General features: G+C 40.3%; 29 protein-coding genes and 1 riboswitch. Of the genes, 3 read left to right on the top strand and 26 right to left on the bottom strand.

What is annotated here, in order from left to right; genetic code table 11:
- Window positions 1–38: 38 nt before the first annotated feature.
- From folD to H4683_RS04215, 14 genes are all read right to left on the bottom strand, one after another.
- A complete protein-coding gene (gene folD / locus H4683_RS04280) occupies window positions 39–911 on the bottom strand; it encodes a bifunctional methylenetetrahydrofolate dehydrogenase/methenyltetrahydrofolate cyclohydrolase FolD (RefSeq protein ID WP_192597601.1) in 873 nt (290 codons plus the stop codon).
- Between the two features lie 24 nt (window positions 912–935).
- Window positions 936–1319, bottom strand: a complete 384-nt coding sequence (gene nusB / locus H4683_RS04275) for a transcription antitermination factor NusB (protein WP_192597600.1) — start codon at window positions 1317–1319, stop codon at window positions 936–938.
- Between the two features lie 110 nt (window positions 1320–1429).
- Window positions 1430–1831, bottom strand: a complete 402-nt coding sequence (locus tag H4683_RS04270) for an Asp23/Gls24 family envelope stress response protein (RefSeq protein WP_192597599.1) — start codon at window positions 1829–1831, stop codon at window positions 1430–1432.
- Window positions 1832–1847: 16 nt separating this feature from the next.
- Window positions 1848–3194: an acetyl-CoA carboxylase biotin carboxylase subunit gene (gene accC / locus H4683_RS04265; RefSeq protein WP_192597598.1), complete on the bottom strand. Its 1347-nt coding sequence runs from the start codon at window positions 3192–3194 to the stop codon at window positions 1848–1850.
- A gap of 14 nt (window positions 3195–3208) precedes the next feature.
- Window positions 3209–3715: an acetyl-CoA carboxylase biotin carboxyl carrier protein gene (gene accB, locus H4683_RS04260; RefSeq protein WP_192597597.1), complete on the bottom strand. Its 507-nt coding sequence runs from the start codon at window positions 3713–3715 to the stop codon at window positions 3209–3211.
- A 140-nt stretch (window positions 3716–3855) separates the two neighbouring features.
- Window positions 3856–4404: a SpoIIIAH-like family protein gene (locus tag H4683_RS04255; RefSeq protein WP_192597596.1), complete on the bottom strand. Its 549-nt coding sequence runs from the start codon at window positions 4402–4404 to the stop codon at window positions 3856–3858.
- Complete coding sequence (locus H4683_RS04250; protein WP_192597595.1) at window positions 4391–4861, bottom strand: hypothetical protein; 471 nt, start codon at window positions 4859–4861, stop codon at window positions 4391–4393. Before H4683_RS04250 ends, H4683_RS04255 begins: the two co-directional genes overlap by 14 nt.
- Before the next feature lie 198 nt (window positions 4862–5059).
- Complete coding sequence (locus tag H4683_RS04245) at window positions 5060–5959, bottom strand: stage III sporulation protein AE (protein ID WP_192597594.1); 900 nt, start codon at window positions 5957–5959, stop codon at window positions 5060–5062.
- 15 nt (window positions 5960–5974) lie between these two features.
- Entirely contained in the window at window positions 5975–6196 is a 222-nt protein-coding gene (locus tag H4683_RS04240) for a hypothetical protein (protein WP_192597593.1), read from the bottom strand.
- A 155-nt stretch (window positions 6197–6351) separates the two neighbouring features.
- Entirely contained in the window at window positions 6352–6561 is a 210-nt protein-coding gene (locus tag H4683_RS04235; protein WP_192597592.1) for a SpoIIIAC/SpoIIIAD family protein, read from the bottom strand.
- 123 nt (window positions 6562–6684) lie between these two features.
- Window positions 6685–7245 carry an elongation factor P gene (gene efp / locus H4683_RS04230; RefSeq protein WP_192597591.1) on the bottom strand — a complete coding sequence of 187 codons (561 nt, stop codon included), beginning with the start codon at window positions 7243–7245 and terminating at the stop codon, window positions 6685–6687.
- 26 nt (window positions 7246–7271) lie between these two features.
- Window positions 7272–8330, bottom strand: coding sequence for a M24 family metallopeptidase (locus H4683_RS04225; protein WP_192597590.1), 1059 nt, complete (start codon window positions 8328–8330; stop codon window positions 7272–7274).
- Window positions 8331–8334: 4 nt separating this feature from the next.
- Window positions 8335–8775 carry a type II 3-dehydroquinate dehydratase gene (gene aroQ, locus H4683_RS04220; RefSeq protein ID WP_192597589.1) on the bottom strand — a complete coding sequence of 147 codons (441 nt, stop codon included), beginning with the start codon at window positions 8773–8775 and terminating at the stop codon, window positions 8335–8337.
- A gap of 62 nt (window positions 8776–8837) precedes the next feature.
- On the bottom strand, window positions 8838–9266 hold the full coding sequence (locus H4683_RS04215) for a hypothetical protein (RefSeq protein ID WP_192597588.1): 429 nt from the start codon (window positions 9264–9266) through the stop codon (window positions 8838–8840).
- 130 nt (window positions 9267–9396) lie between these two features.
- Here H4683_RS04215 and H4683_RS04210 point away from each other — a divergent pair, with 130 nt between their 5' ends.
- Window positions 9397–10371, top strand: a complete 975-nt coding sequence (locus H4683_RS04210; RefSeq protein ID WP_192597587.1) for a DUF1385 domain-containing protein — start codon at window positions 9397–9399, stop codon at window positions 10369–10371.
- 70 nt (window positions 10372–10441) lie between these two features.
- On the opposite strand, the gene H4683_RS04205 is transcribed toward H4683_RS04210, so the two are convergent.
- A complete protein-coding gene (locus H4683_RS04205) occupies window positions 10442–11278 on the bottom strand; it encodes a lipoate--protein ligase family protein (RefSeq protein ID WP_192597586.1) in 837 nt (278 codons plus the stop codon).
- 149 nt (window positions 11279–11427) lie between these two features.
- Here H4683_RS04205 and H4683_RS04200 point away from each other — a divergent pair, with 149 nt between their 5' ends.
- Window positions 11428–11757 (top strand): rhodanese-like domain-containing protein, encoded by a 330-nt coding sequence (locus tag H4683_RS04200; RefSeq protein WP_192597719.1) that lies wholly within the window; start codon window positions 11428–11430, stop codon window positions 11755–11757.
- A gap of 71 nt (window positions 11758–11828) precedes the next feature.
- Window positions 11829–13094 (top strand): ATP-binding protein, encoded by a 1266-nt coding sequence (locus H4683_RS04195; protein WP_192597585.1) that lies wholly within the window; start codon window positions 11829–11831, stop codon window positions 13092–13094.
- A gap of 264 nt (window positions 13095–13358) precedes the next feature.
- On the opposite strand, the gene H4683_RS04190 is transcribed toward H4683_RS04195, so the two are convergent.
- The 11 genes from H4683_RS04190 to comGC all read right to left on the bottom strand — a co-directional run bounded on the left by H4683_RS04190 (window position 13359) and on the right by comGC (window position 21798).
- Entirely contained in the window at window positions 13359–13697 is a 339-nt protein-coding gene (locus H4683_RS04190) for an ASCH domain-containing protein (RefSeq protein ID WP_192597584.1), read from the bottom strand.
- Between the two features lie 310 nt (window positions 13698–14007).
- Window positions 14008–14466, bottom strand: a complete 459-nt coding sequence (locus H4683_RS04185; RefSeq protein ID WP_192597583.1) for an NUDIX domain-containing protein — start codon at window positions 14464–14466, stop codon at window positions 14008–14010.
- 682 nt (window positions 14467–15148) lie between these two features.
- Entirely contained in the window at window positions 15149–16609 is a 1461-nt protein-coding gene (gene gcvPB, locus H4683_RS04180; protein ID WP_192597582.1) for an aminomethyl-transferring glycine dehydrogenase subunit GcvPB, read from the bottom strand.
- On the bottom strand, window positions 16602–17951 hold the full coding sequence (gene gcvPA, locus H4683_RS04175) for an aminomethyl-transferring glycine dehydrogenase subunit GcvPA (protein WP_192597581.1): 1350 nt from the start codon (window positions 17949–17951) through the stop codon (window positions 16602–16604). The genes gcvPB and gcvPA overlap by 8 nt, the downstream gene beginning before the upstream one ends.
- 31 nt (window positions 17952–17982) lie before the next feature.
- Window positions 17983–19080: a glycine cleavage system aminomethyltransferase GcvT gene (gene gcvT / locus H4683_RS04170; RefSeq protein ID WP_192597580.1), complete on the bottom strand. Its 1098-nt coding sequence runs from the start codon at window positions 19078–19080 to the stop codon at window positions 17983–17985.
- A 193-nt stretch (window positions 19081–19273) separates the two neighbouring features.
- Window positions 19274–19365: riboswitch (glycine riboswitch) on the bottom strand.
- Between the two features lie 232 nt (window positions 19366–19597).
- Window positions 19598–20113, bottom strand: a complete 516-nt coding sequence (locus H4683_RS04165; RefSeq protein WP_192597579.1) for a shikimate kinase — start codon at window positions 20111–20113, stop codon at window positions 19598–19600.
- A gap of 30 nt (window positions 20114–20143) precedes the next feature.
- Complete coding sequence (locus H4683_RS04160) at window positions 20144–20323, bottom strand: hypothetical protein (protein WP_192597578.1); 180 nt, start codon at window positions 20321–20323, stop codon at window positions 20144–20146.
- Window positions 20304–20741, bottom strand: a complete 438-nt coding sequence (comGF, locus tag H4683_RS04155; protein WP_225941870.1) for a competence type IV pilus minor pilin ComGF — start codon at window positions 20739–20741, stop codon at window positions 20304–20306. Before comGF ends, H4683_RS04160 begins: the two co-directional genes overlap by 20 nt.
- Window positions 20741–21037 carry a hypothetical protein gene (locus tag H4683_RS04150; protein WP_192597576.1) on the bottom strand — a complete coding sequence of 99 codons (297 nt, stop codon included), beginning with the start codon at window positions 21035–21037 and terminating at the stop codon, window positions 20741–20743. Before H4683_RS04150 ends, comGF begins: the two co-directional genes overlap by 1 nt.
- Window positions 21030–21470: a hypothetical protein gene (locus H4683_RS04145; RefSeq protein ID WP_192597575.1), complete on the bottom strand. Its 441-nt coding sequence runs from the start codon at window positions 21468–21470 to the stop codon at window positions 21030–21032. Before H4683_RS04145 ends, H4683_RS04150 begins: the two co-directional genes overlap by 8 nt.
- A 4-nt stretch (window positions 21471–21474) precedes the next feature.
- Window positions 21475–21798, bottom strand: coding sequence for a competence type IV pilus major pilin ComGC (gene comGC, locus H4683_RS04140; RefSeq protein WP_192597574.1), 324 nt, complete (start codon window positions 21796–21798; stop codon window positions 21475–21477).
- Between the last annotated feature and the right edge of the window lie 3 nt (window positions 21799–21801).

The following is a 21801-nucleotide window of genomic DNA, read 5'->3' as shown; positions in this document are numbered from 1 at the left end:
CTGTCTTCTCAATGAAAAACAGCGTCTGTCAGTTTTCATTATTGCTTCGTACATGTTTCTTTTTTGAAAGCTTCTTCAGCGCTATGCAAAGTATTTTTAAGGAGCATCGTTATAGTCATTGGACCCACCCCACCAGGTACAGGTGTAATGGCAGAAGCTTTTTCCCTAGCTTTATCGAAATCGACATCCCCGCATAATTTCCCGTTTTCGTCCCGATTCATACCGACGTCGATAACGACTGCACCTTTTTTGATATGTTCTTCCGATACAAACTTTGTTTTGCCGATTGCGACAATTAGAATATCTGCCTGCTTTGTAAATTCCGCCAAATCTTTCGTTTTAGAGTGACAATAAGTAACCGTTGCGTCACGCTGCAACAATAACTGACCCATCGGTTTTCCAACAATATTACTTCGCCCAACGATAACAGCATGTTTCCCACTAATTTCGGTATTCGTCCGTTCTAAAAGTTTAATAATTCCGTAAGGCGTACAAGATAAGAATGTCTTTTGACCAATAATCATCTTCCCTACGTTTACTGGATGAAAACCGTCCACGTCTTTCGAAGGATCAATCGCACTGATAACATGGTTTTCATTGATATGAGTTGGTAAAGGTAATTGAACAAGTATCCCATGAATCGACTGATCATTGTTCAATCTTGTGACGTGACCCAACAGTTCCTCTTCAGATACTGAAACAGGAAGTTCAATTAGCTCTGACTTCATGCCCACCTCTTTACTCGACTTCTCTTTGTTCGTCACATATGTACGGGAAGCCTGGTTATCCCCGACCAAGATAACTGCAAGACCTGGTGTACAACCACCGGCTTTAAGATCAGATACCCTTGCTTTGATTTCTTCTCTTATCTCTTTTCCAATTGCAATACCATCAATCAGTTTTCCACTCATCATACTTCCTCCAGTCGCCTTCAGTTAACTTTCGGCAAATTTTGATAGAACTCCATTGACAAAGCGACCTGACTTTTCATCACCAAACGTTTTACAGAGTTCAATCGCTTCATTCAAGACAACTCTATGTGGAACTTCCTTATTGAAAAGTAGTTCATAAATAGCAAGTCGTAAGATAGTTCGTTCAATTTTAGGCAGACGATCCAACGACCAATTTTCTAATTCCCCTACGATTGCTTTGTCAATCTCATCTTTGTTTTGAACGGTTCCCCGAACGAGTTGCTCATAAAATGGATTAGCAGGCTCCTCTGTTACGTAAGTAATTGCCTCATCCACTGATAATAGTTCTGTATTATCAAGTTGGAAAAGTGTTTGTATCGCTTTTTCACGTGCTTCTCTTCGTTTCATATTCAATCTCCTCTACTGTACCTCTAGGGCATAATCATAGCACAAAATGGGTCCCTGAATACAATAAGTCAATTTGAAAAGCATCATCCGACGGGACGATGCTTTTCAGTTCATACCGTTTCCATTCCCGTCTCAGATTGGATTCCTGTAATGTGGACATTGACTTCGTTCGTTTTAAGTGAAGTCATATGGAAAATAGCATCACGAATTTGCATCTGGATCTCCATTGCAACTGCGGGTACTGAATAGCCGTATTCAACTACACAATACACATCAATCGTTAGACCATCTTTGGACCACTCTGTTTTTACCCCTTTACCATGCATCACTTTACCAAACTTTTCAGCAACTCCTGTTGCGAAATTCCCTCTTGTATTCGCGACACCTTTTACTTCCGTTGTTGCAATTCCGATAATCACTTCAAGAACTTCGGGAGCAAGCTGCACTTTTCCAAGCTCGACATCCCCCAAAGGAGCCATTCCGTCGAATGTTGAGATTGACTTAATAGACATTCCTATTCCTCCTTGTTTAGTTCATAATCGTATATTTCTCAAGGAACTTAGTATCGAAATCTCCTGATTTAAAGACTTCATTGTCCATCAGGTTTGAATGGAATTGTACAGTTGTTTCGACGCCTTCAATGATGAATTCGTCAAGCGCGCGCTTCATACGTGCGACCGCCTCTTCTCTCGAGTCCGCGTGCACAATTAGTTTAGCCACCATCGAATCATAAAATGGCGGGATTGAATAGCCCGTGTACATTGCTGAGTCAACTCTAACACCATAACCACCAGGCGCCATATACATTGTAACTTTCCCTGGCGATGGCATGAAGTTTTTCGATGGATTTTCTGCATTTATACGGCATTCAATTGACCAGCCGTTGATCTTGATATCTTCCTGCCGGAACGCCAATTTTTCACCTGCCGCGACTTTTAGTTGTTGCTGGATCAAATCGATGCCTGTTATCATCTCAGTAACTGGATGCTCCACCTGGATACGCGTGTTCATTTCCATGAAATAGAACTTGCCGTTAATATGATCAAATATGAATTCAACCGTTCCTGCTCCACGATAATTAACTGCTTCAGCTGCTTTAACAGCAGCTTCTCCCATCGCATTACGCAATTCAGGCGTTAATGCTGGTGAAGGTGCTTCCTCTACAAGCTTCTGCATTCTGCGTTGGATTGAGCAATCACGTTCTCCAAGATGAACTGTATTGCCATATTTGTCTGCAAGCACTTGGACTTCAACATGACGAAATACTTCAATGAATTTTTCCAAGTAGACACCCGGATTACCAAAAGCAGCTGCTGCCTCTTTTTGAGTGATTTTGATGCCTTTGACAAGTTCCTCTTTGTCCCTTGCCACACGAATCCCTTTTCCGCCTCCACCCGCCGTTGCTTTAATGATGACGGGATAGCCAATCTCCTCAGCAATGCGTAGACCCTCTTCTTCATCAGCAACAATTCCTGTGGAACCCGGTACAATCGGAACGCCCGCTTGACGCATCGTTTCACGTGCTACGTCTTTGATACCCATCCGTGAAATCGCATCAGCGGTAGGTCCGATGAATTCAATGTTGACCTCCTCACAAAGCTCTGCGAAACTCGCATTCTCCGCAAGAAAACCATATCCTGGATGAATTCCATCACAACCAGTTAATTTTGCGACACTAATAATATTTGAGAAGTTAAGATAGCTATCTTTCGATAATTTCGGGCCGATACAGTATGCTTCATCCGCCAATTCGACATGAAGGGCATCCCGATCTGCTTCAGAATAGACTGCGACTGTCTTCATCCCAAGCTCTTTGCAAGCTCGAATGATACGAACTGCAATTTCGCCACGGTTAGCAATTAAGATTTTTTTCATTTTGTCTTTCCTCCTCAATTCGCTTTTACAAGAAAGAGAGGTTGTCCGTATTCAACAAGTTGTCCGTCTTTTACAAGAATTTCAACAATCTCCCCTGAAACTTCTGCTTCAATTTCATTGAACAGTTTCATTGCCTCAACGATGCAGACAATCGATTCAGTTGTAACTTTGTCACCTTGTTGTACGAAAGCCGCTATTTCAGGTGAAGATGCCGAATAAAACGTCCCAACCATAGGTGAAGTGATTTTATGCAATGAGGGATCTTCAGTTTGTAAAACAGCTACAGGCGTTACGGACACTTCCTGTTTTTGTACAATAACTGGTTCAACTTGTTGAGGTTGAACGGCAGCAAGTTCCGATTGAATAACAGGAGCAGATTCTGTGACCGTTATTATTTGTTTTTGTTGAGCGCTCCTTTTTTCAAGTTTTATTTTCGCCCCATCGGATTCAAATGAAAACTTTTCAATTGAAGATTGATCAATTAGTTTGATAATTTCGCGTATTTCTTGGATTTTTAGCATGATCGATTCTCCTGACTTCGTTATAATTAGGTTCTAATCTATTTTAGACGTTTTCACTCCATATTGAAACAGATAAAAGTGATTTATCCTTAAAATCATTATTTAATAGAAAAAAGACCCTAATTAGGGCCCTATTTTCCTTAAGTTTCACCAGTGAAATTGACTTGCACATCCCGCGCATCATCCCAACTAGATTTTACGTAATGAATGATTTCATTGGCTTGTTTTTTAGATTGACCCTCTGTCGATAATACTGTTATTGTCACCTTTCCATTTTCTGTGCGTACGAATGCATCCTGATAACCGAGCGCCTTGATTTCCATTTCCATAAGTGCTTCCGCAGAATTACGCTTTGTCAGCTGGTCCATTTCATTTACCGCTTCATTTTTTTCAGTGACTGTATATTCTGCGGATCCGATTTTCGTCCTTAGCTGATCATTTAACTTACTTCGTTCATTGCGTACTTCCATACGCATTTCTTCAAATAATACTGTCTCTGCAAATACAGGCATTTTTTTGTTCGAATCATCCATCCCCTCAGTCAACTTAGCAATATCCGTTGTTTCTTTCGTGAATATACTAATTCCATCGAAAGACATCGGCTCTTTTCCTTTGACGTAGTAGATGGAGATGACAGCTACAAGACTGAGCAAAGTTAAAAACCACACTGTTCGCTTATTTGTTCTCACTTGTTTTCCCCCTTTTCTTCATTTCAACAATAACAATTTTGTGTTCGGACAATTGGAGGACGGCCGACAGGATTCTCGATAACTCGCTCCGCACCTTAAGGTCTTCCGCACCTTCTGCAACAACAAGGATACCTTGAAGCTGATTACCCTTTTTTGCTGAAGTGGTGGATGGTGAAAAATAATCGGATAGCGGATTGGTAATCTCTCCCTGTTCATAATGAAAATAGAGCAAAACGTCCCCAATTCCTTTGATGCTCATCAGCGCCTCTTCTAGTGCTACATTTCCACGATTCTCCTCCTCTTGCCCCTTCTTCCCTCCGACTCCTCCAAGAATGGAATTGATGAAAATGATGACTAGGATACTAATCGTTCCAAGGAGGATTGTTTGGATTTTTTTTGCTGGTTTTTTCATACCATCACCATTTCCATTCATTGAGCCGGCGCTGTGTCCTGTCATCAATGATTCATTTTATGCATTTTCATAAGAGGCTATGACCAAAAAGTATGAAGATAGATTGAATAATCCAGATGCCCATTGCAAGTTTGACAATTGGTAGAAAAATATCTTCAGTCTCCTCTGAAAATAAAAGCAGGATTGTTGAAGATAACAGAGTGATTAGCATAATCCCGCTTAAAAAGATTCCATCCTTTAGCCTCATTTCATTGTCGTAATCAGTTTCACAAGGATTATTGAAAAAAGTGCGGTGTAAATAAAGGCGAAAGCGATTAGAAATGATACTGCGCATAATACAAATAGCGTTTTTCCAATATCGTCTAGAATGCCGGTAATATCCTCTTGTGCGAAAGGCTCGATAAGCGCGGCCGTCCATCTATAGAAAAAGGCCGTAAGTAATGTTTTTATAGATGGAACGAGAGCGATAGTCCAGATTGAAGTGATGAGCCATCCCCCTGCGAAGATCGTTGCGCCAGAAGAATAACGGCCTATCGTCCCCAAACTTTCCGTCATAAAGGAGCCAATTAATGGGACATTTTGTTTAATTAGTTCTTTGATTGGCTCACTTGCTAGACCTGAAAGTGCCCAAGACATTGTTCCGCCAGCAGTGATGAAGATGGAGTAGGTGGCAACGACGGCTGAAACAGCACCTAGAAGGGTCGTACGGATTAAGTCTGACATTTTGGAAAACGGAACAGATGGTAAAATTCTGGAAGCTAGATCAAAAATGAGTGCCGCCGTTAAAAGTGGGATGAGTACACGCTCTGTTAAAACGATAGCCCCATTCGCAAATAGTAGCATCGCTGGTTGGAAGTTCAATAAGCCAAACGCACCGCCAGATGCAATCATACTCGCCGTCAAAATGGGATATATAGATATAAACATCATAGAAATCGAATGAGCAATATCCCGAATAAGTGTTAAGTGTTCAAATGCAGGTTGTAATACGACTGTTATGACTAGGAGAATCAGTAACATTCTTGTCCATTTCGCGAATGATGGAAATAAAAAATCAACCATCAATGCCATAAAGGACGAAATAATAACAATGACGAAACTAGATAATACAGTTCCAAGAATCGTTTCAACAAAGGAAATCATGAATGTTCCGTCCGATCATTTTGAAATGAGTGTGGAAAGTATTTCGATTAACGCTGTCGTCTGCTGAAGCCATAAGGTGAGAATTGTAATTTTAACAGCGAAATGAGACATCGCTGCAAGAGATCCAAAACCAGCGTCTTCGATATGCTTGGTAATGAGCTCGGAAATATAATAAAGAATAGCACTACCAATTAATAATTTTGCAAACGGATCAGGAAGTGCCTCAAACAATTTCACGAAATTCCTTCCAAATGGAAAAAGTATTTTATTAATTAAATGATGCAAGGTGTAAAAAAAAATAGAAACATATAAAAGTGGTTGTAATTTCGGAACTGTAAATGCAATCACTAGGAGAAGAAGGAAAACGACAACTGTCTGTACTAATGTGAACATTAGGCTGCCATGGACAACCATTGAAAGAATTCCGCGATTTCCATAAAGAAAATTTTAAGAAACCGTAGCATCTCGGCAGTAATATAGATGTAAGCGATAAAAAACAAGAAAAAGGAAAATTCTTTCTTTCCTGTTTGTTCAAAAAAGATATGCAGGAAACCGATGACCAATCCGATACCGGCAACTCGTAGTAAATCATTCAATTCCATCCGGTACTCCCCCTATTGTCGATATTCTATGTTACAGGGCAGACGGATATGAAAAAACACTTTACAATCCCTGTTTGGGTTGTAAAGTGTTTTTATAGTTATATATAAATAGAAATGTGAATTTTAATGTGCGCGCGAAACGTATTCGCCTTCTTCGGTATTGATAATCAATTTGTCTCCGATGTTAATAAAGAAAGGAACTTGGACAACGAGACCTGTTTCTAATTTAGCAGGCTTTGATCCGCCACTTGCTGTATCACCTTTGATGCCAGGCTCTGTTTCAGCCACTTCAAGGACAACTGTGACTGGAAGCTCAACACCCAGTACTTCTTCTTTAAACTGAATAACATGCACTTCCATGTTTTCTTTCAAATATTTCAATTCTTCTTCAATCTGTTTTTCTGGAAGTTCAATTTGTTCGTACGACTCATTGTCCATGAAGACATGTTCCTCGCCATTTGCGTATAGGTACTGCATACGGCGGTTGTCAATCTGTGCTTTCGCTAATTTTTCTCCAGCGCGGAAAGTCTTTTCATTGACGTTACCTGAACGTAAATTACGCAGTTTCGAACGGACGAATGCCGCTCCCTTACCCGGTTTAACATGCTGAAATTCCATTACCCGCCAGATGTCTCCGTCAAACTCAATTGTAAGGCCTGTTTTGAAATCGTTAACTGAAATCATGCTATTTCCCCCAATAAATTAATGAATTACAGAATAAGTAGTTCTCTTGGTGAATGAGTGAGTCGTTCATTACCGTCTTTTGTCATGATAATATCATCTTCAATACGGACACCACCGATACCTGGTAGATAAATCCCAGGTTCAACTGTGACGGTCATATTTGGTACAAGAACCGTGTCTGATTTAGACGCTAGACTAGGTGCTTCATGCACTTCTAGACCAATCCCATGGCCAGTTGAATGACCAAATGCTTCGCCATAGCCTTTAGACGTAATATAATCACGCGTAATTGCATCAGCTTCTTTACCTGTCATACCCGATTTAATTTCTTTGACACCAAGTTCCTCTGCTGCGAGTACGACTGCATAGATTTCCTTCATTTTTTCTGAAGGCTCGCCAACAGCAATCGTTCTTGTTATGTCTGAGATATACCCATTGTACAACGCACCAAAATCAAGTGTCACTAGTTCACCCGACTCAATTACTTTGTCGGTTGCAACACCATGCGGAAGCGCACCACGTACACCCGAAGCTACAATAATATCGAAAGATGAAGAGGTTGCACCTTGTTTACGCATGAAAAATTCAAGTTCATTCGAAACTTCAATTTCTGTAACGCCTGGGCGGATAAATGTGCAAATATGTGCAAACGCATCATCTGCAATTTTAGCCGCTTTTTTCAATACAGCCAGTTCTTCGTCCGTTTTTATCAGACGTAGTTGTTCAACTAGGCCAGCTACTGGCTTCAATTTCGCTTCAACCGTCTTCTCATAGACTTCATATAGACCGAAAGACAAATTATCCTTTTCAAAGCCAATTGTACGAAGATTCATATTTTTCGCCTGCACGGCAACTTCTTCAACAAGTGTTTTCGCGAATTTGACAATGCGATATCCATCAATCTGTTTTTCTGCTTGTTCAGTATAACGGAAATCCGTAATGAAAACAGCATCATCGGCTGAGATAAGTGCAAGACCTGCCGAACCGGTAAACCCTGTCATATACCGGCGATTATAAGGATTCGTGATCAGAAGTCCATCGATTTCATGTTCTTTCAAAAGTTCGCGTATTTTTGTCAGTTTCATATCTTCATACCCCTTTTCTTTGTAGGAGGAAAGCTTGGAAGGCAAGTTCATACCCATTCGTTCCAAATCCGGACATTTGACCAATACAAACCGGCGCGATGACAGATAGTTGTCTAAATGATTCCCGGCTATGTATATTGGAAATGTGTATTTCAATAACAGGCACATTAATTGAAGCTACAGCATCACGCAGTGCGATGCTATAGTGGGTAAACGCACCTGGGTTAAATATAATCCCATTAAGACCAGTGTCTTCTGCTTCATGAATCTTGTCAATTAGAGCACCTTCGATATTTGATTGGAAGAAAGATACTTCAACACCGTGTTGCTGAGCGAGTTTGTCTAATTTCTGCTCAACATCTTCAAGTGTTTCAGCACCGTAAATATCTGGCTCCCTTTTTCCAAGTCTATTCAGATTAGGCCCATTTAGAATTAGTAGTTTCACCGCCAGATCCCTCCTCTCATTGTTTTCTTTCCCATTTTATCATATCGTACTTTTGTAGCAACTTATTTCATACTTTCCTCTGAAAGTTTCTTCATGAAAACCGCTGTTCCCGTAATAAATCTTAAAACTATAGCCATTATTGCGAAAAAAGGAAGGGAAATCGATTTGATTGTAGATAAGGGTGTTTTCGGTGTGGCAATCGTCCATTCAATCGCAAAAACAACAACTATTCCGATTAGAATTGACGTTACGGATGGCGGGATTGAAGTAGTGTATGAGACAACAATATACAATAGAGCGAATATCAAAGTAAGCGCCACGAAAAGTAGCGCCCATTTAATGCTGAAATGTGCGGATGCCAATAGCTGCCACTTTTTTGACCAACCAATCGGCGACCAACTAATGAATTTGAATAGACGCAAAAAATCAAGTGCCAGTACAGTGAAAAATGCACTAATTATTGAAGTCCAGATTAGTGTATTATTAATCATAGAATCCCCTCCTTTACAAAGTATCGGGCCGATTACTACTTTTTAAACATTATTTGTGGAGCAAACGACCAATTTTTAGTATGATGAGTAGAGGGCTTAAGTTGATAAGAAAGAAGGTGTGGGAAAGCTTATGAAAAAAGGTCAACAACCTCCCGCATATGGGGGCCAAGCGCTTGTCGAAGGGGTTATGTTCGGCGGTAAAAATCATACAGTAACAGCCATTAGACGGAAAGATAATTCGATTGACTACTATCATCTTCCAAAAGAAAAGAATAACGTTCGGATGAAACTGAAGAAAATCCCGTTCGTTAGAGGAATTGTCGCGATAATTGAATCAGCAGGTATCGGTTCACGACACTTGACGTTCTCACATGAACGCTACGACGTGATGCCCGGTGAGGAAGAACAACAAACTGAAGAATCGTCCAAATTGGTTATGGTGCTTGGCGTTGCAGGAGTTGCCGTGTTATCGTTCCTGTTCGGTAAATTCGTCTTCACGCTGGTCCCGGTGTTTCTCGCGGAGATGCTACAATTTGTAGCTCCGGGTAAAACAGCACAGATTTTACTTGAAAGTATGTTCAAACTCATCTTGCTACTAACTTACATTTCACTTATTTCAATGACTCCACTCATTAAACGGGTATTTCAATACCATGGCGCTGAGCATAAGGTTATCAATACGTATGAGAATAACTTGCCAATGACGGTCAAAAATGTGCAGGCACAATCGAGACTCCATTTCCGTTGCGGTAGCAGTTTTATCCTATTCACAGTCATTGTTGGGATGTTCATTTATTTCCTTGTACCCACTGATCCTTTATGGTTGCGTATTGTGAATCGGATTCTTCTGATTCCAGTTGTTCTCGGTATTTCATTCGAAGTGTTGCAAGTCACGAATTTAGTGCGTAATATTCCAGTGTTGAAATATTTGGGTTATCCTGGCTTGTGGCTTCAACTGTTGACGACGAAAGAACCGGATGATAGGCAAGTAGAAGTGGCGATTGCCTCTTTTGAAAAACTGTTGGAAATTGAAGAACACGGAATTGAAGTATTGGAAGTTGTCACTAACCCTGTAATAGATACTAAAACTGTCCCTGTAAACTAAAAAAACGGAAATGCCTACGTAGGCATTTCCGTTTTTTAGTTTGACTTACGAAGTTAATGACGACTGGACGTTACTTCTTAAACGTCCAGTCGTCATTTGCATACTTCCTCTGCTCAATTCCCCTCACGTAATCGAGCTGCTCTTCCGTTAATTCTAAAGGCTCAAGAATCATATCTAATGCGCTTTCAAATCCTTTAGAAAATGCTTCGATACACGCAGTCATGGTTACTTCACGATCCACTAACCGATTAATCGCCACAGCTTTTTCTGGCAAGCTTGTACGCATCCGTTCACGTTGCTCCCTAGTTTTGAATTTAAATAATGAGATAAGCTTGTCTTCATCCAGACCCAAAAGAATCGCACCATGTTGTAAAATGACGCCTTTTTGTCGCGTCTGGGCACTGCCCGCTACTTTCTTACCTTCAACGACAAGTTCATACCAACTCGGCGTATCGAAGCAAACGGCAGTTTTCGGTTTTTTTAAATCATCGTTTTTCTCGACTGTATCCGGAATGGAAAACTTTGCATCCAAGTCAAGATTGCGGAATCCTTCCAACAATCCACCTGAAATGACGCGATAAGCTTCCGTCACTGTTTCAGGCATTCCTGGATAATCTTCATTTACAATGACGCTATATGTAAGTTCATGTTCGTGGAGAACCCCTCTTCCACCCGTTGGTCGCCTAACGAATCCAAGACCGTGTTTTTCCACTTCAGTCATTTCAATCTCCTTTTCGACACTCTGAAAATAGCCGATTGAGAGGGTAGCTGGTTCCCACTCATAAAATCGAAGTACTGGACCGATTTCCCCGATACTATTCCATTCAAGTAAAGCTTCATCCAGCGCCATATTGAAAGATGGCGAACATTTTCCCGAGTTAATAAAATGCCAAATCGTTTTTCCCATGCTGACTCCCCCTTTGTGACGCACCTTATTTTATCATTCTCATTGAACTAGTGCCACAAAATCTTTATAATGAGAAAGTAAAGAGAAAGGGGAAAGTTGTTGTGACTTATTATATCTTAGGGGCTATTGTACTTATCTTAATTGTGTACATGTTCGTAACCATGCGACGTCTCAGCAAAGCAGTTACAAATTTAACACAAGGCAAATTTATTGAGGGCTATCGAAAAGCGCAACTTATTGATGTGCGTGAGACGAAAGATTTTGAAACAGGACATATTTTAGGTGCGCGAAATATTCCTTATTCCCAATTTCGTCAGCGCTTCAAAGAAATTCGTCCAGATAAGCCCGTTTACTTGTATGACCAAAACGGAGGGAAAAGTGCAAGAGCCGCCCTCATGTTAAAGAAAAAAGGCTATGCGCAATTATTTCACCTACAAGGTGGTTTCCGTCAGTGGTCGGGTAAAGTGAAAAGTAAATAAATATAGAAGTTCTTCCTCTTGGAGGGACTTTTTTTGGTGAATAAACAATTGAAATGGAGAATGATAATTTTATGAAAGAAAAGATTTTATTGCCAATCAAAAAAGACATGCGGGAGTCACTGCCGAATTACGAAGATTATGCAACTGTAAATCGCCATGTGTTGAACCGTCTAAATGAGCGGAAACAGCAGGACTGGAAAGTGATTCAAGCAGAAGAATTGATTTCACATGCAGAATCCGTAATCGATGAATTAATGAGAAAAGGAAAACTACTCTATGAATCTTTAGGTCATGTATACGGTGTGCGCCCAACAGGTAAAGTGGAACGGGCTAATACCGAAAATAGTTTCAAATTGCGTATTTCTGAGACAATTGAAAATCAGTTGTTATACTTTCCAGATTTCGATGTCGCATTCACCCAACTACTCTATTATGTAGGTAACGGGTCGACATGGCCTGAATATCAACTATTCGCCGCTTCACCCGAAAAAGTAATGACTTTTATTAAAGAGGTCAATCACTTACAACGTGAAATGATGAAAACGACAGTCACCTATCTCGTCGATACCGATAGCGGTGTCGAAAAGAAAAGCTTTGAACCTGGAGAAAAAGTTGGTCGGGATGATGTATTTCTTGAGGATACGATGAAAAGCGATATATTCCGCGCCATCGACGAATTTTTCAAGGATGACGGAGCTTTCTATAAAGATTACGGACTACCTTATAAACGAGGCATCCTATTGTACGGCGCACCAGGGAACGGCAAGACAACGCTTGTCCGATCGATTACAGGCACAACGACAGCACCTGTTATCTATTGGCAGATCACTGAGCACACCGGTAGCTACTCCATGCAGGAAGTGTTTAACACAGTCGCTCGAATGGCTCCTGCAATCCTTGTCATCGAAGATATTGACTCGATGCCGGAACATTCACGGAGTTCATTTTTGAACATACTGGACGGCGCAAGGATTCTTTCAGGCTTGTTTATCATCGGGACGACAAACTACCCTGAAAAAATCGACCCTGCCCTTATCAATCGCGCAGGCCGTTTTGACAGTACCTATGAAATCCCTTCCCCTACTGCGGAAGTTCGCCGGTACTACATGCAGAAACTCGACAAAAAAGGATTGTTCAGTGACAATCAATTGGAGGAAATGACAACGCGTACAGCTGGATTATCCATCTCTCAATTGAATGAACTGTATATGTCCGTCGCACTTGGTTTCCATTATGACGGGAAGATTGACTATGAACGTCGGATCCAGGACTTGCAAAAACAGCATAAACGCTCGAAAAAAGGTACTTGGGAGCATGAAGGTTCGATTGGATTTTAAAAGGAGGAGCCAATTGTTTTATTATTGACTTGTTGAAAGAAGAAACTCATTTACAATTACCCAATATATAAGGGGAAAAAGAATAGATAAAGCAGATAATATGTGCCTTATCTATCCTTTTTCATCTTGTTCTTTATTTTACGTTTAGATCCAACTATGTTTCAAAATGCTTGATAATCGCAACTCACTCAGTAACCTGCCTCATCCGTGAAAAGCATTCCTACATATCATGAAAACGCACCTGATAGTTAAAGTGATTTTGGTTTAATACTTTATTGTGATAGCCAATGTTCCCCATTGTTTTTCTTGTTCCGGCGTATATACTTCATAGGTTCCTTCCACCATTTTTTCCATTGTCCAACCTTCACAATCAAAATTTTGAAGCGGAATATCCTTATACATTTTTTCAAAAGTATCATATTTTCTTAACTCTGAAACTTGAACTTTTAATGTTTCGTTTCGTTCAGGTACTCTTATAAATTCAATGATATCGCCTACTTTAATTTTTCTTCTATTCTCGTCGTTTAAGCGTACCTCAACCGTCTTTTTCCCTTCTTTAATTGCTTGAAAATACTCTTCATATAACCCCATTTGATGTACCATTTTACTTCACCTCTATTTTGTATTTCAACATTTCAATTATTAATCCTTATTTTACGGCTCAACACCAAAGTCTGTTCTTGACATGAAAAGCTATACAAAAAATATCTATATTTCGTACCCTCTGCAGTTGAAAGTAATAGCAAACAACCGATTTTACTGGAATGTAATGATGAGGTCTCAGTTGTTGAAAAGTCAAGTACATGTTTCGGTGTTGAGCCTATTTTACTAACCCAAATTATTTTAAGAAGAAAAAAACATTATCGTTGTTTCGATACTTGCGCCTCGTTAGTAGCAAAATGCTTGAATGTATTTAATTAATATCACCTATATAAGTTGCAACTTTTCCTTTCTCAAAATAAGAAATCAAATGACTTCTCAATGCTCGGGGAAATATATTATATTCTAGCAATTCATTAATTAGTAACCATTCTGTCCCTATTTGACCCTTGTCTGGACTAATTCCATTATTAAAAGTATCTTGATTAACATTACACAAAAACATAAATTCAGTTTGATGTGCATGAGAATGATAGGCAGCTAGTTCATGGTTTTTCCCAATATATTCACGTACAAATAGCAATTCTCCAATTTCAACTTCCGCACCTAACTCTTCTTTGCACTCTCTTTCTAATGCTTGATGAAGATTTTCACCATGTTCTTGACCGCCGCCAGGTAGAATATAATACGTTCCACCATTTTCATGCATTTTTATGGTTAGTAATTTCTCTTCTTTAATAATAACTGCTTTTGCTGAATTTCTTATTCCCATTTTAGATACTCTCCTATCGTTGTCCATAATCCGTTCGCTGTATTTTAACTTCATTCAACAGAAGTCTCCCATTTCAATAAGTGGGAAGACAAATGCAAAGTGTAGACAATTCAGTGGGGTACTGCCCCTTAATGCGGGATAAAGAATCTTAACCCAACTTTCGATTGGAGGGCTTCGAAATCCCTATATAGCGGCATTTCTGTTTTTTGTTTGGTCACTACAAACCTTTATCTGTTATTTCACACTTTCCTATTAACGTCATCATTACCAACCTTTTTTTCATAAATGTATGCTTATCGCACTTCTATTAAATAGTCCGACTTCTTCGATAATTACGATAGCAGAACAGAACAATACTGTCCACCCTACCACGACTTTTCCTTAGGTCACTACAATTCAAAATTAAAAAGCGTAATCCTTTAATATAGGGGTTTCCGAAGTGGGAAATGGTCATTTCCGGCTCTTTTCATGCCTTTTATAAATATTTTTCCGAAACTTAGGTTAATTGAAAAAGACTCATGCTTATCTTAAATTCACCATTTTATGCTCTTCTTTACAAAAAAAGTACACCACTAAATTATCTTAGTGATGTACTTTTTTAATACTATATGCAACTTTATGGACAATATATGATTTTAATTAATCTCATGTACAATCATTTGCCCTTAATGTTACAGCGTTCTTACTTTTTGATATAGCGCAGTACTGGTTGACGTGCCGCTTTTGTTTCATCAAGACGATTGATGACTGTTGTATGTGGTGCATTTTGTACCACTTCAGGATTCTCTTCGACTTCCTTCGCGATTTGAATCATCGCATCGATGAACGAGTCAAGTGTTTCTTTCGATTCTGTTTCTGTCGGCTCAATCATCATGCCCTCTTCAACGTTAAGTGGGAAGTAGATTGTTGGTGGGTGATAGCCGAAATCTAGGAGACGTTTCGCCATATCCAACGTTCGAACACCTAGTTTTTTCTGACGCCGACCTGACAGCACGAATTCGTGTTTACAATGCTGTGTATAAGGTAAGTCAAAATAAGGTTCCAATTTACGCATCATATAGTTCGCATTGAGAACTGCATATTCCGTAACAGCCTTCAAGCCATCAGGACCCATCGTGCGGATATACGTATAAGCACGTAGGTAGATACCAAAGTTACCATAGAATGGTTTTACACGTCCAATTGACTGTGGGCGATCATATTCGAATGTATATATATCTTCTTTTTTCACAAGAACTGGTTTAGGTAGGAATGGAATAAGATCCTTCTTCACACCGACAGGTCCTGAACCAGGTCCGCCGCCGCCGTGTGGTCCTGTAAATGTCTTGTGCAAGTTCAAGTGAACCGCATCAAAGCCCATATCTCCAGGGCGTGCTTTGGACATAACAGCATTCAAATTCGCGCCATCATAATACAATTTACCGCCAACACCATGAACGATGGTAGCCATTTCAAGAATATCTTCTTCAAAAAGTCCGAGTGTATTCGGATTCGTCAACATCAGCGCAGCCGTATCAGGGCCTACTTTTGACTTCAAATCTTCAATATCAACAAGACCACTCTCATTCGACTTGACAGTTACTGTATCGAAACCGGCAACTGTAGCAGAAGCAGGATTTGTCCCGTGAGCAGAGTCAGGTACAAGAACTTTTGTCCGGTTGAAATCCCCATTTGCTTCATGGAATGCACGAATCATCATAAGAGCAGTCCATTCACCATGTGCTCCTGCAGCTGGTTGAAGTGTTGTTTCATCCATCCCTGTAATCTCATTCAAATGCTCCTGTAGATCATAAATCATTTCTAGTGCACCTTGCACTGTCGACTCATCTTGAAGTGGATGAATGTTAGCAAATCCAGGGAAACGAGCAACTGACTCGTTAATTTTTGGATTATATTTCATCGTACAAGAACCAAGTGGATAGAATCCATTATCTACCCCATGATTTCGGTTAGAAAGAGCTGTGTAGTGACGCATGATATCCAGTTCAGAAACCTCAGGAAGTTCAGCGTCTTCTTTTCTGATAAATCCATCTGGCATTAAACTAGAGAGATCTACTTCAGGTACATCTAGTTCAGTTAGACTGTAACCTACACGCCCAGCTTTAGTAATTTCAAAAATTAACGGCTGATTATCTTTATGCATGAAGGGCCTCCATTTCTTGCACAAGTGCATCAATCTCTTCTTTCGTACGTTGTTCTGTAACAGCAATCAGTACGTGATTCGCAAGTTCTGGGTATGTTAAACCAAGGTCATAACCGCCAATAATCCCTTTTGTGAATAATTGGGCATTCATTTCCTTTACGGATTTTTTACAATTAACAACAATCTCGTTGAAATGTGCTCCACCGAACTTCACTTCGAAGCCAGCTTTTTCAAATGCACCTTTCGCATAATGCGTTTTTGCGATGTTCTGATAAGCAATCTCTTTTGCGCCTTCTTTTCCGAGAGCTGTCATAGCAACGGAAGCCGCAAGTGCGTTCAATGCTTGGTTCGAGCAGATATTAGATGTCGCTTTGTCGCGACGGATATGTTGCTCACGTGCTTGAAGCGTCAATACGTAGCCACGTCGTCCTTCATCGTCAGTCGTTTCTCCAACAAGACGTCCAGGTACTTTACGCATCAATTTTTTAGTGACAGCGAAGTAACCACAATGTGGCCCACCGAACTGTTCAGGGATTCCAAATGGTTGTGCATCTCCTACAGTAATGTCCGCACCAAGTTTCCCTGGAGGTGTCAATACGCCGAGTGCAAGTGGATTCGAAGACACTACAAACAAACTGCCTTTATCATGTGCAATTTCACCAATTTTTTGAATGTCTTCAATCTGACCAAAGAAGTTCGGGTACTGAACAAGAACGCCAGCCGTTTCTTCATCAATCATCTCTTCCAATCTAGCAATATCGGTTACGCCATCTTTTTGTGGAATGATAACGACTTCAATCGATTGACCAGTGGCATAAGAGCGTACAACATCACGTGCTTCCGGGTGAACCGCTTCTGAAACGAAAAGTTTCTTCCTACGTGTATGACCCGCTACAAGTGTACCCGCTTCAGCAAGGGCTGTTCCGCCATCGTACATAGAAGAGTTTGCAAGATCCATACCAGTCAATTCGCAAATCATTGTTTGGAATTCAAAAATAGCTTGCAATTCACCCTGTGAAATTTCAGGTTGATAAGGCGTGTATGCCGTATAGAACTCAGAACGCGAAATGACATGGTCGACGATGATTGGTCTATAGTGATCGTAGACACCTGCACCAAGGAATGATGCATATGTACGTGAGTCTGCATTTTTAGCAGCCAGTTGTGCTAGTTCTTTAGTTAGTGCAGATTCAGATTTCGCTTTTTTAATAGCAAGCTCACCTTTGAATCGAACTTGTTCAGGAATATCTGCAAATAGTTCGTCTACAGATGAAATTCCGATAGCGCTCAACATTTCGTCGCAATCAGTTTCAGTCATTGGAATATAACGATGCTGCTTCATGTCCAGTTAACCCCTTTTCCTATGTTAATAATTAGCGTTTATAGAATGGTGTTGCAATTAGTACCGCTTTCAACCGCTTATTACGAATTTCAACTTCAACTTCTGTACCTACTTCCGTATGTGCACTTTTGAGTAGCGCAAAGCCGATATTCTTTTTAAGTGTAGGTGATTGAGTACCCGTCGTAACTTCACCAATTTCATCGTCACCAAGGAATACTTTATAACCTGTACGCGGAATCCCTTTATCAATCATTTCGATACCGACTAACTTACGCGGAACGCCATTCTCTTTTTGGGATGAAAGTGCTTCTTTACCGTTAAAGTCCTCTTCTTTGTTCACTTTCACAACAAAGCCAAGTCCAGTTTCAAGCGGCGAAATATCTTTTGATAATTCTTGTCCGTAAAGTGGTAATCCCGCTTCGAAACGAAGTGTATCACGTGCGCCAAGGCCCGCTGGAACCACACCTTCACTTTTACCAGCTTCAAGAATTGCCGGCCATAGCGCAACAATCGCTTCAGGTGAGCCGTAAATTTCGAAACCATCTTCACCTGTGTAACCTGTACGCGAAACTAGCACGTCATGGCCAGCGACGTTGACATTTTCCTTAAAACGGAAAAACTTGATATCTGCAAGTGGCTCGTCTGTCATTTTTTGTAGAACTTCTTGCGCTATAGGACCTTGTAAAGCAAGTAGTGCGTATGAAGATGACTTGTCTTCAATCAAAACAGTGTCTGTCGCGAATTTTTTCATCCACTCAAGATCTTTGTCTATATTCGATGCATTTACAACGAGTAGGTAGTCATTGTCTCCACGTTTATAAATAAGGAGGTCATCAACAGTCCCACCATCCTGATAACACATCGCTGTATATTGAGCTTGACCATCTTTCAATTTTGAAACATCATTCGTCACAATCTTTTGTAGAAAGGATAGTGCGCCTTCACCACTAACTACTACTTCACCCATATGCGATACGTCAAACAAACCTGCTTTAGTACGGACCGCTTCATGTTCAGCTTTAATACTCGAAAATTGAACAGGTAATTCCCAACCGCCAAAATCGATTGTCTTTCCACCAAACGCAGCATAACTATCGAAAAGTACAGTACGCTTTAACACTTCTGCCATAGCCTTTTCCTCCTTTAAATTCATAACTTTGATAAAGTTAATCTTCAATCAGTGGGGGGTTCCTGCCCGTTAATACGGGATGAAAAAGGACAGAAGTCCCCCTTTTAAGAGAACCCCTGTCCTTGTACCTGAAAGTTTGACCTTGCGGCTTTCCTCGTTGGTGGCCGATCTATGCCGGCACTCTCCAGAGTTGCGTCATGTACGAGTCTTGTTACCTGAGAGATTCATAACTTCAGTTACTTGCTCCTTCGGCGACGCCCAAGCGTGCTCTCCCCATACAATCATTCGCGTTATTCAATTGAAATGAAAACGAATAAGATTCGGACAACTAATGCCCTTTCGCCTTATATCTTAACATTTCGTTTCTGTAAGCGCAATACATTTTAGCTAGCAGTTGTTTTTAACGAACAATTTGAATAGCATTCAATCCAACGTACGTGTTTAGCTTAGTAATTTGAATAGTCATCTAACTTCATCAAACAAAAAACAGAAGTTTACGAATGATTTTGCCACTTCTCTATTTATCCCCCTTTAGCCGCCCAACTTGAAACGCCATATAATCCGTAATTTCTCGTAACGTTCTTCGCTCTGTTTCAACCTTAAAATGAGCATTATTAAAATAATGCGGCTTCCGATCATTGTATAACTTTTCAACATCAGCTCTCGTCGATTGCTGGACAATGGGTCGATTTCGATCTGTGGAAATCCGGCGCCAAATATCGCGAAACGGTGCATTGAGATAAAATACGAGACCCGATTTTCGCATAATCTCACGGTTTTCTTTACGCATTGGTACGCCTCCTCCTGTCGCAATAATACAAGACTCATCACGGAACGTACGGAGAAACTCCGTCTCCATGTCACGAAAACGTTCTTCCCCATATGATTCGAAAATTTCAGGAATTGTCATCCCAGTCTTTTTGACAATTTCATAATCCATATCATAAAATGGCATTTTCGTCGCAAAACTAAGTCGTTTGCCTATCACACTTTTTCCACATCCCATAAACCCAATTAAATATACTTTCCTCATGTCATCACCCATTTTTCAGGACCGATTCAATCACCCGTCCCGTTTCATTATTCTCATCGTTTCATTTTCGTAATACGTTTCAAGCGAATCGTATGTCTTATATAGACTATCATGCCATGAAACGAGTGAGAAAAGAAAGAGGCTGACGAAAAATAATAAAACAATCGCTGCCGCGAGCATTGCACCATCTTCATTTCGAATAAAGCCCAACCGCAAACCCCCTCTCTTTATGGGATCCATCTCTCATTGTCACGTAAGCAACTAATTCCATACCATCGAAAGCATACGTGACAGATTGGATTTCCGTTAACAAAGGGACATGCCCTTTTCCATATACCTGTTGTCTAATAACTGTATTACTTTGGCTAATATCAATGATTCCCCTGCTATTCCTAATACGGATAGTTCTCCCTTCGTCACGTAGCTGAATATCGCTAATATCGGATAGCAATAACTGTAAATCAATCGAGAACAACTCCCACTCTGTTGCAGAATAATCGGAGTATTGCTGTTCAATAGGTTCTTTCCAGAAAAAAAATAACAGAAATAGTTGAATGAAGGCAACCATAATCATGAGTTGGAAGATACTTTCAAGCAATGTATAGCCCCGCTGATCTGTCATTTTCATTAATTTACGCATCTTCTAGTCACTTTTTCTACTACTTTATATGTTACGCAGATTGAATTCCCTTCCACTGTCCAATCATAATCCATCCCATTCACATGACGAATGCCCCCTACCAAACCGTAAGCGCTGTATAAAATGGCTCCTTGAAGGGCGGCCTCTGTTGCATGCATCTCTGACTTTTTCAACTGTAGCTTCAGGGTCATTGTCGAGGCTAGTGGAAGTAGTGTGCCGAAAATCAGAAGTACTACCGTTAACGTAAGTATCGCTTCAGGCCAAGAATAGCCATCTTCATTCATAGATAATCATCCTCCCACGTTGAAATTGAAACCGTATTTCGGTTAGTCCGGAACTCGTTTCAAGTGTGAGTGTCCCCGATTTCACGATATTGCCAGTCGCATGAAATTCAACCACTTTCATGCGACTCGTATCAGCTACCTTCATTCCTTTAGGTAAAGTAGTTCTCGAAAATTCGGTTTTCCCTGGAGCGGAGGTGATGTACACCGTACCAGAATGTTTAAATTCCAATCTTGTATACACTTTATTTGCCATCGAATAAGCTTGTAAATTATAAATGGATGCAACGAACGCTTGAAGAGCATCGTCTTCAGATGCCTCCTGAATCCACTTATCACCCAATGGTAGAATGATTAGCGTTAGAACGGAAAGCATAGACAGAACAAGGAGCAATTCAAGAAACGTGAAGCCTCCTGTATACGTTTCTTTCCTCATTGTCTCATGGGGTTAGAGAAGACCCCGCCGCCTCTACTTTACCATCTGTATCAATTGACAGTGCCCTACCATCTGGACATTTCGATTCTTTTGGTAGATAGTCATTCGTTTCCAAATCTAACACTGTCGGTATCTCTTTTTTGTCCATCTTATATGCTTCCACTTGTCCTTGGACCATTTTCACATAAGCCGCACATCCTTTTTCATCAATTGACTTCGAATGTTTTGTTACATTCGGAATTGCTATAAGAATGAGAACCGAGATGATCAGAAGAACGATCATCATTTCAATAAGCGTAAAAGCATGTTCATTTTTAATATATTTCATATC

The sequence above is a fragment of the Sporosarcina limicola genome (assembly GCF_014873855.1).
In the GTDB taxonomy this organism is placed as follows: Bacteria; Bacillota; Bacilli; order Bacillales_A; family Planococcaceae; genus Sporosarcina; species Sporosarcina limicola.
Note: the sequence above shows the minus strand (reverse complement) of the source record. Positions and strands in the feature narration are given on the sequence as shown.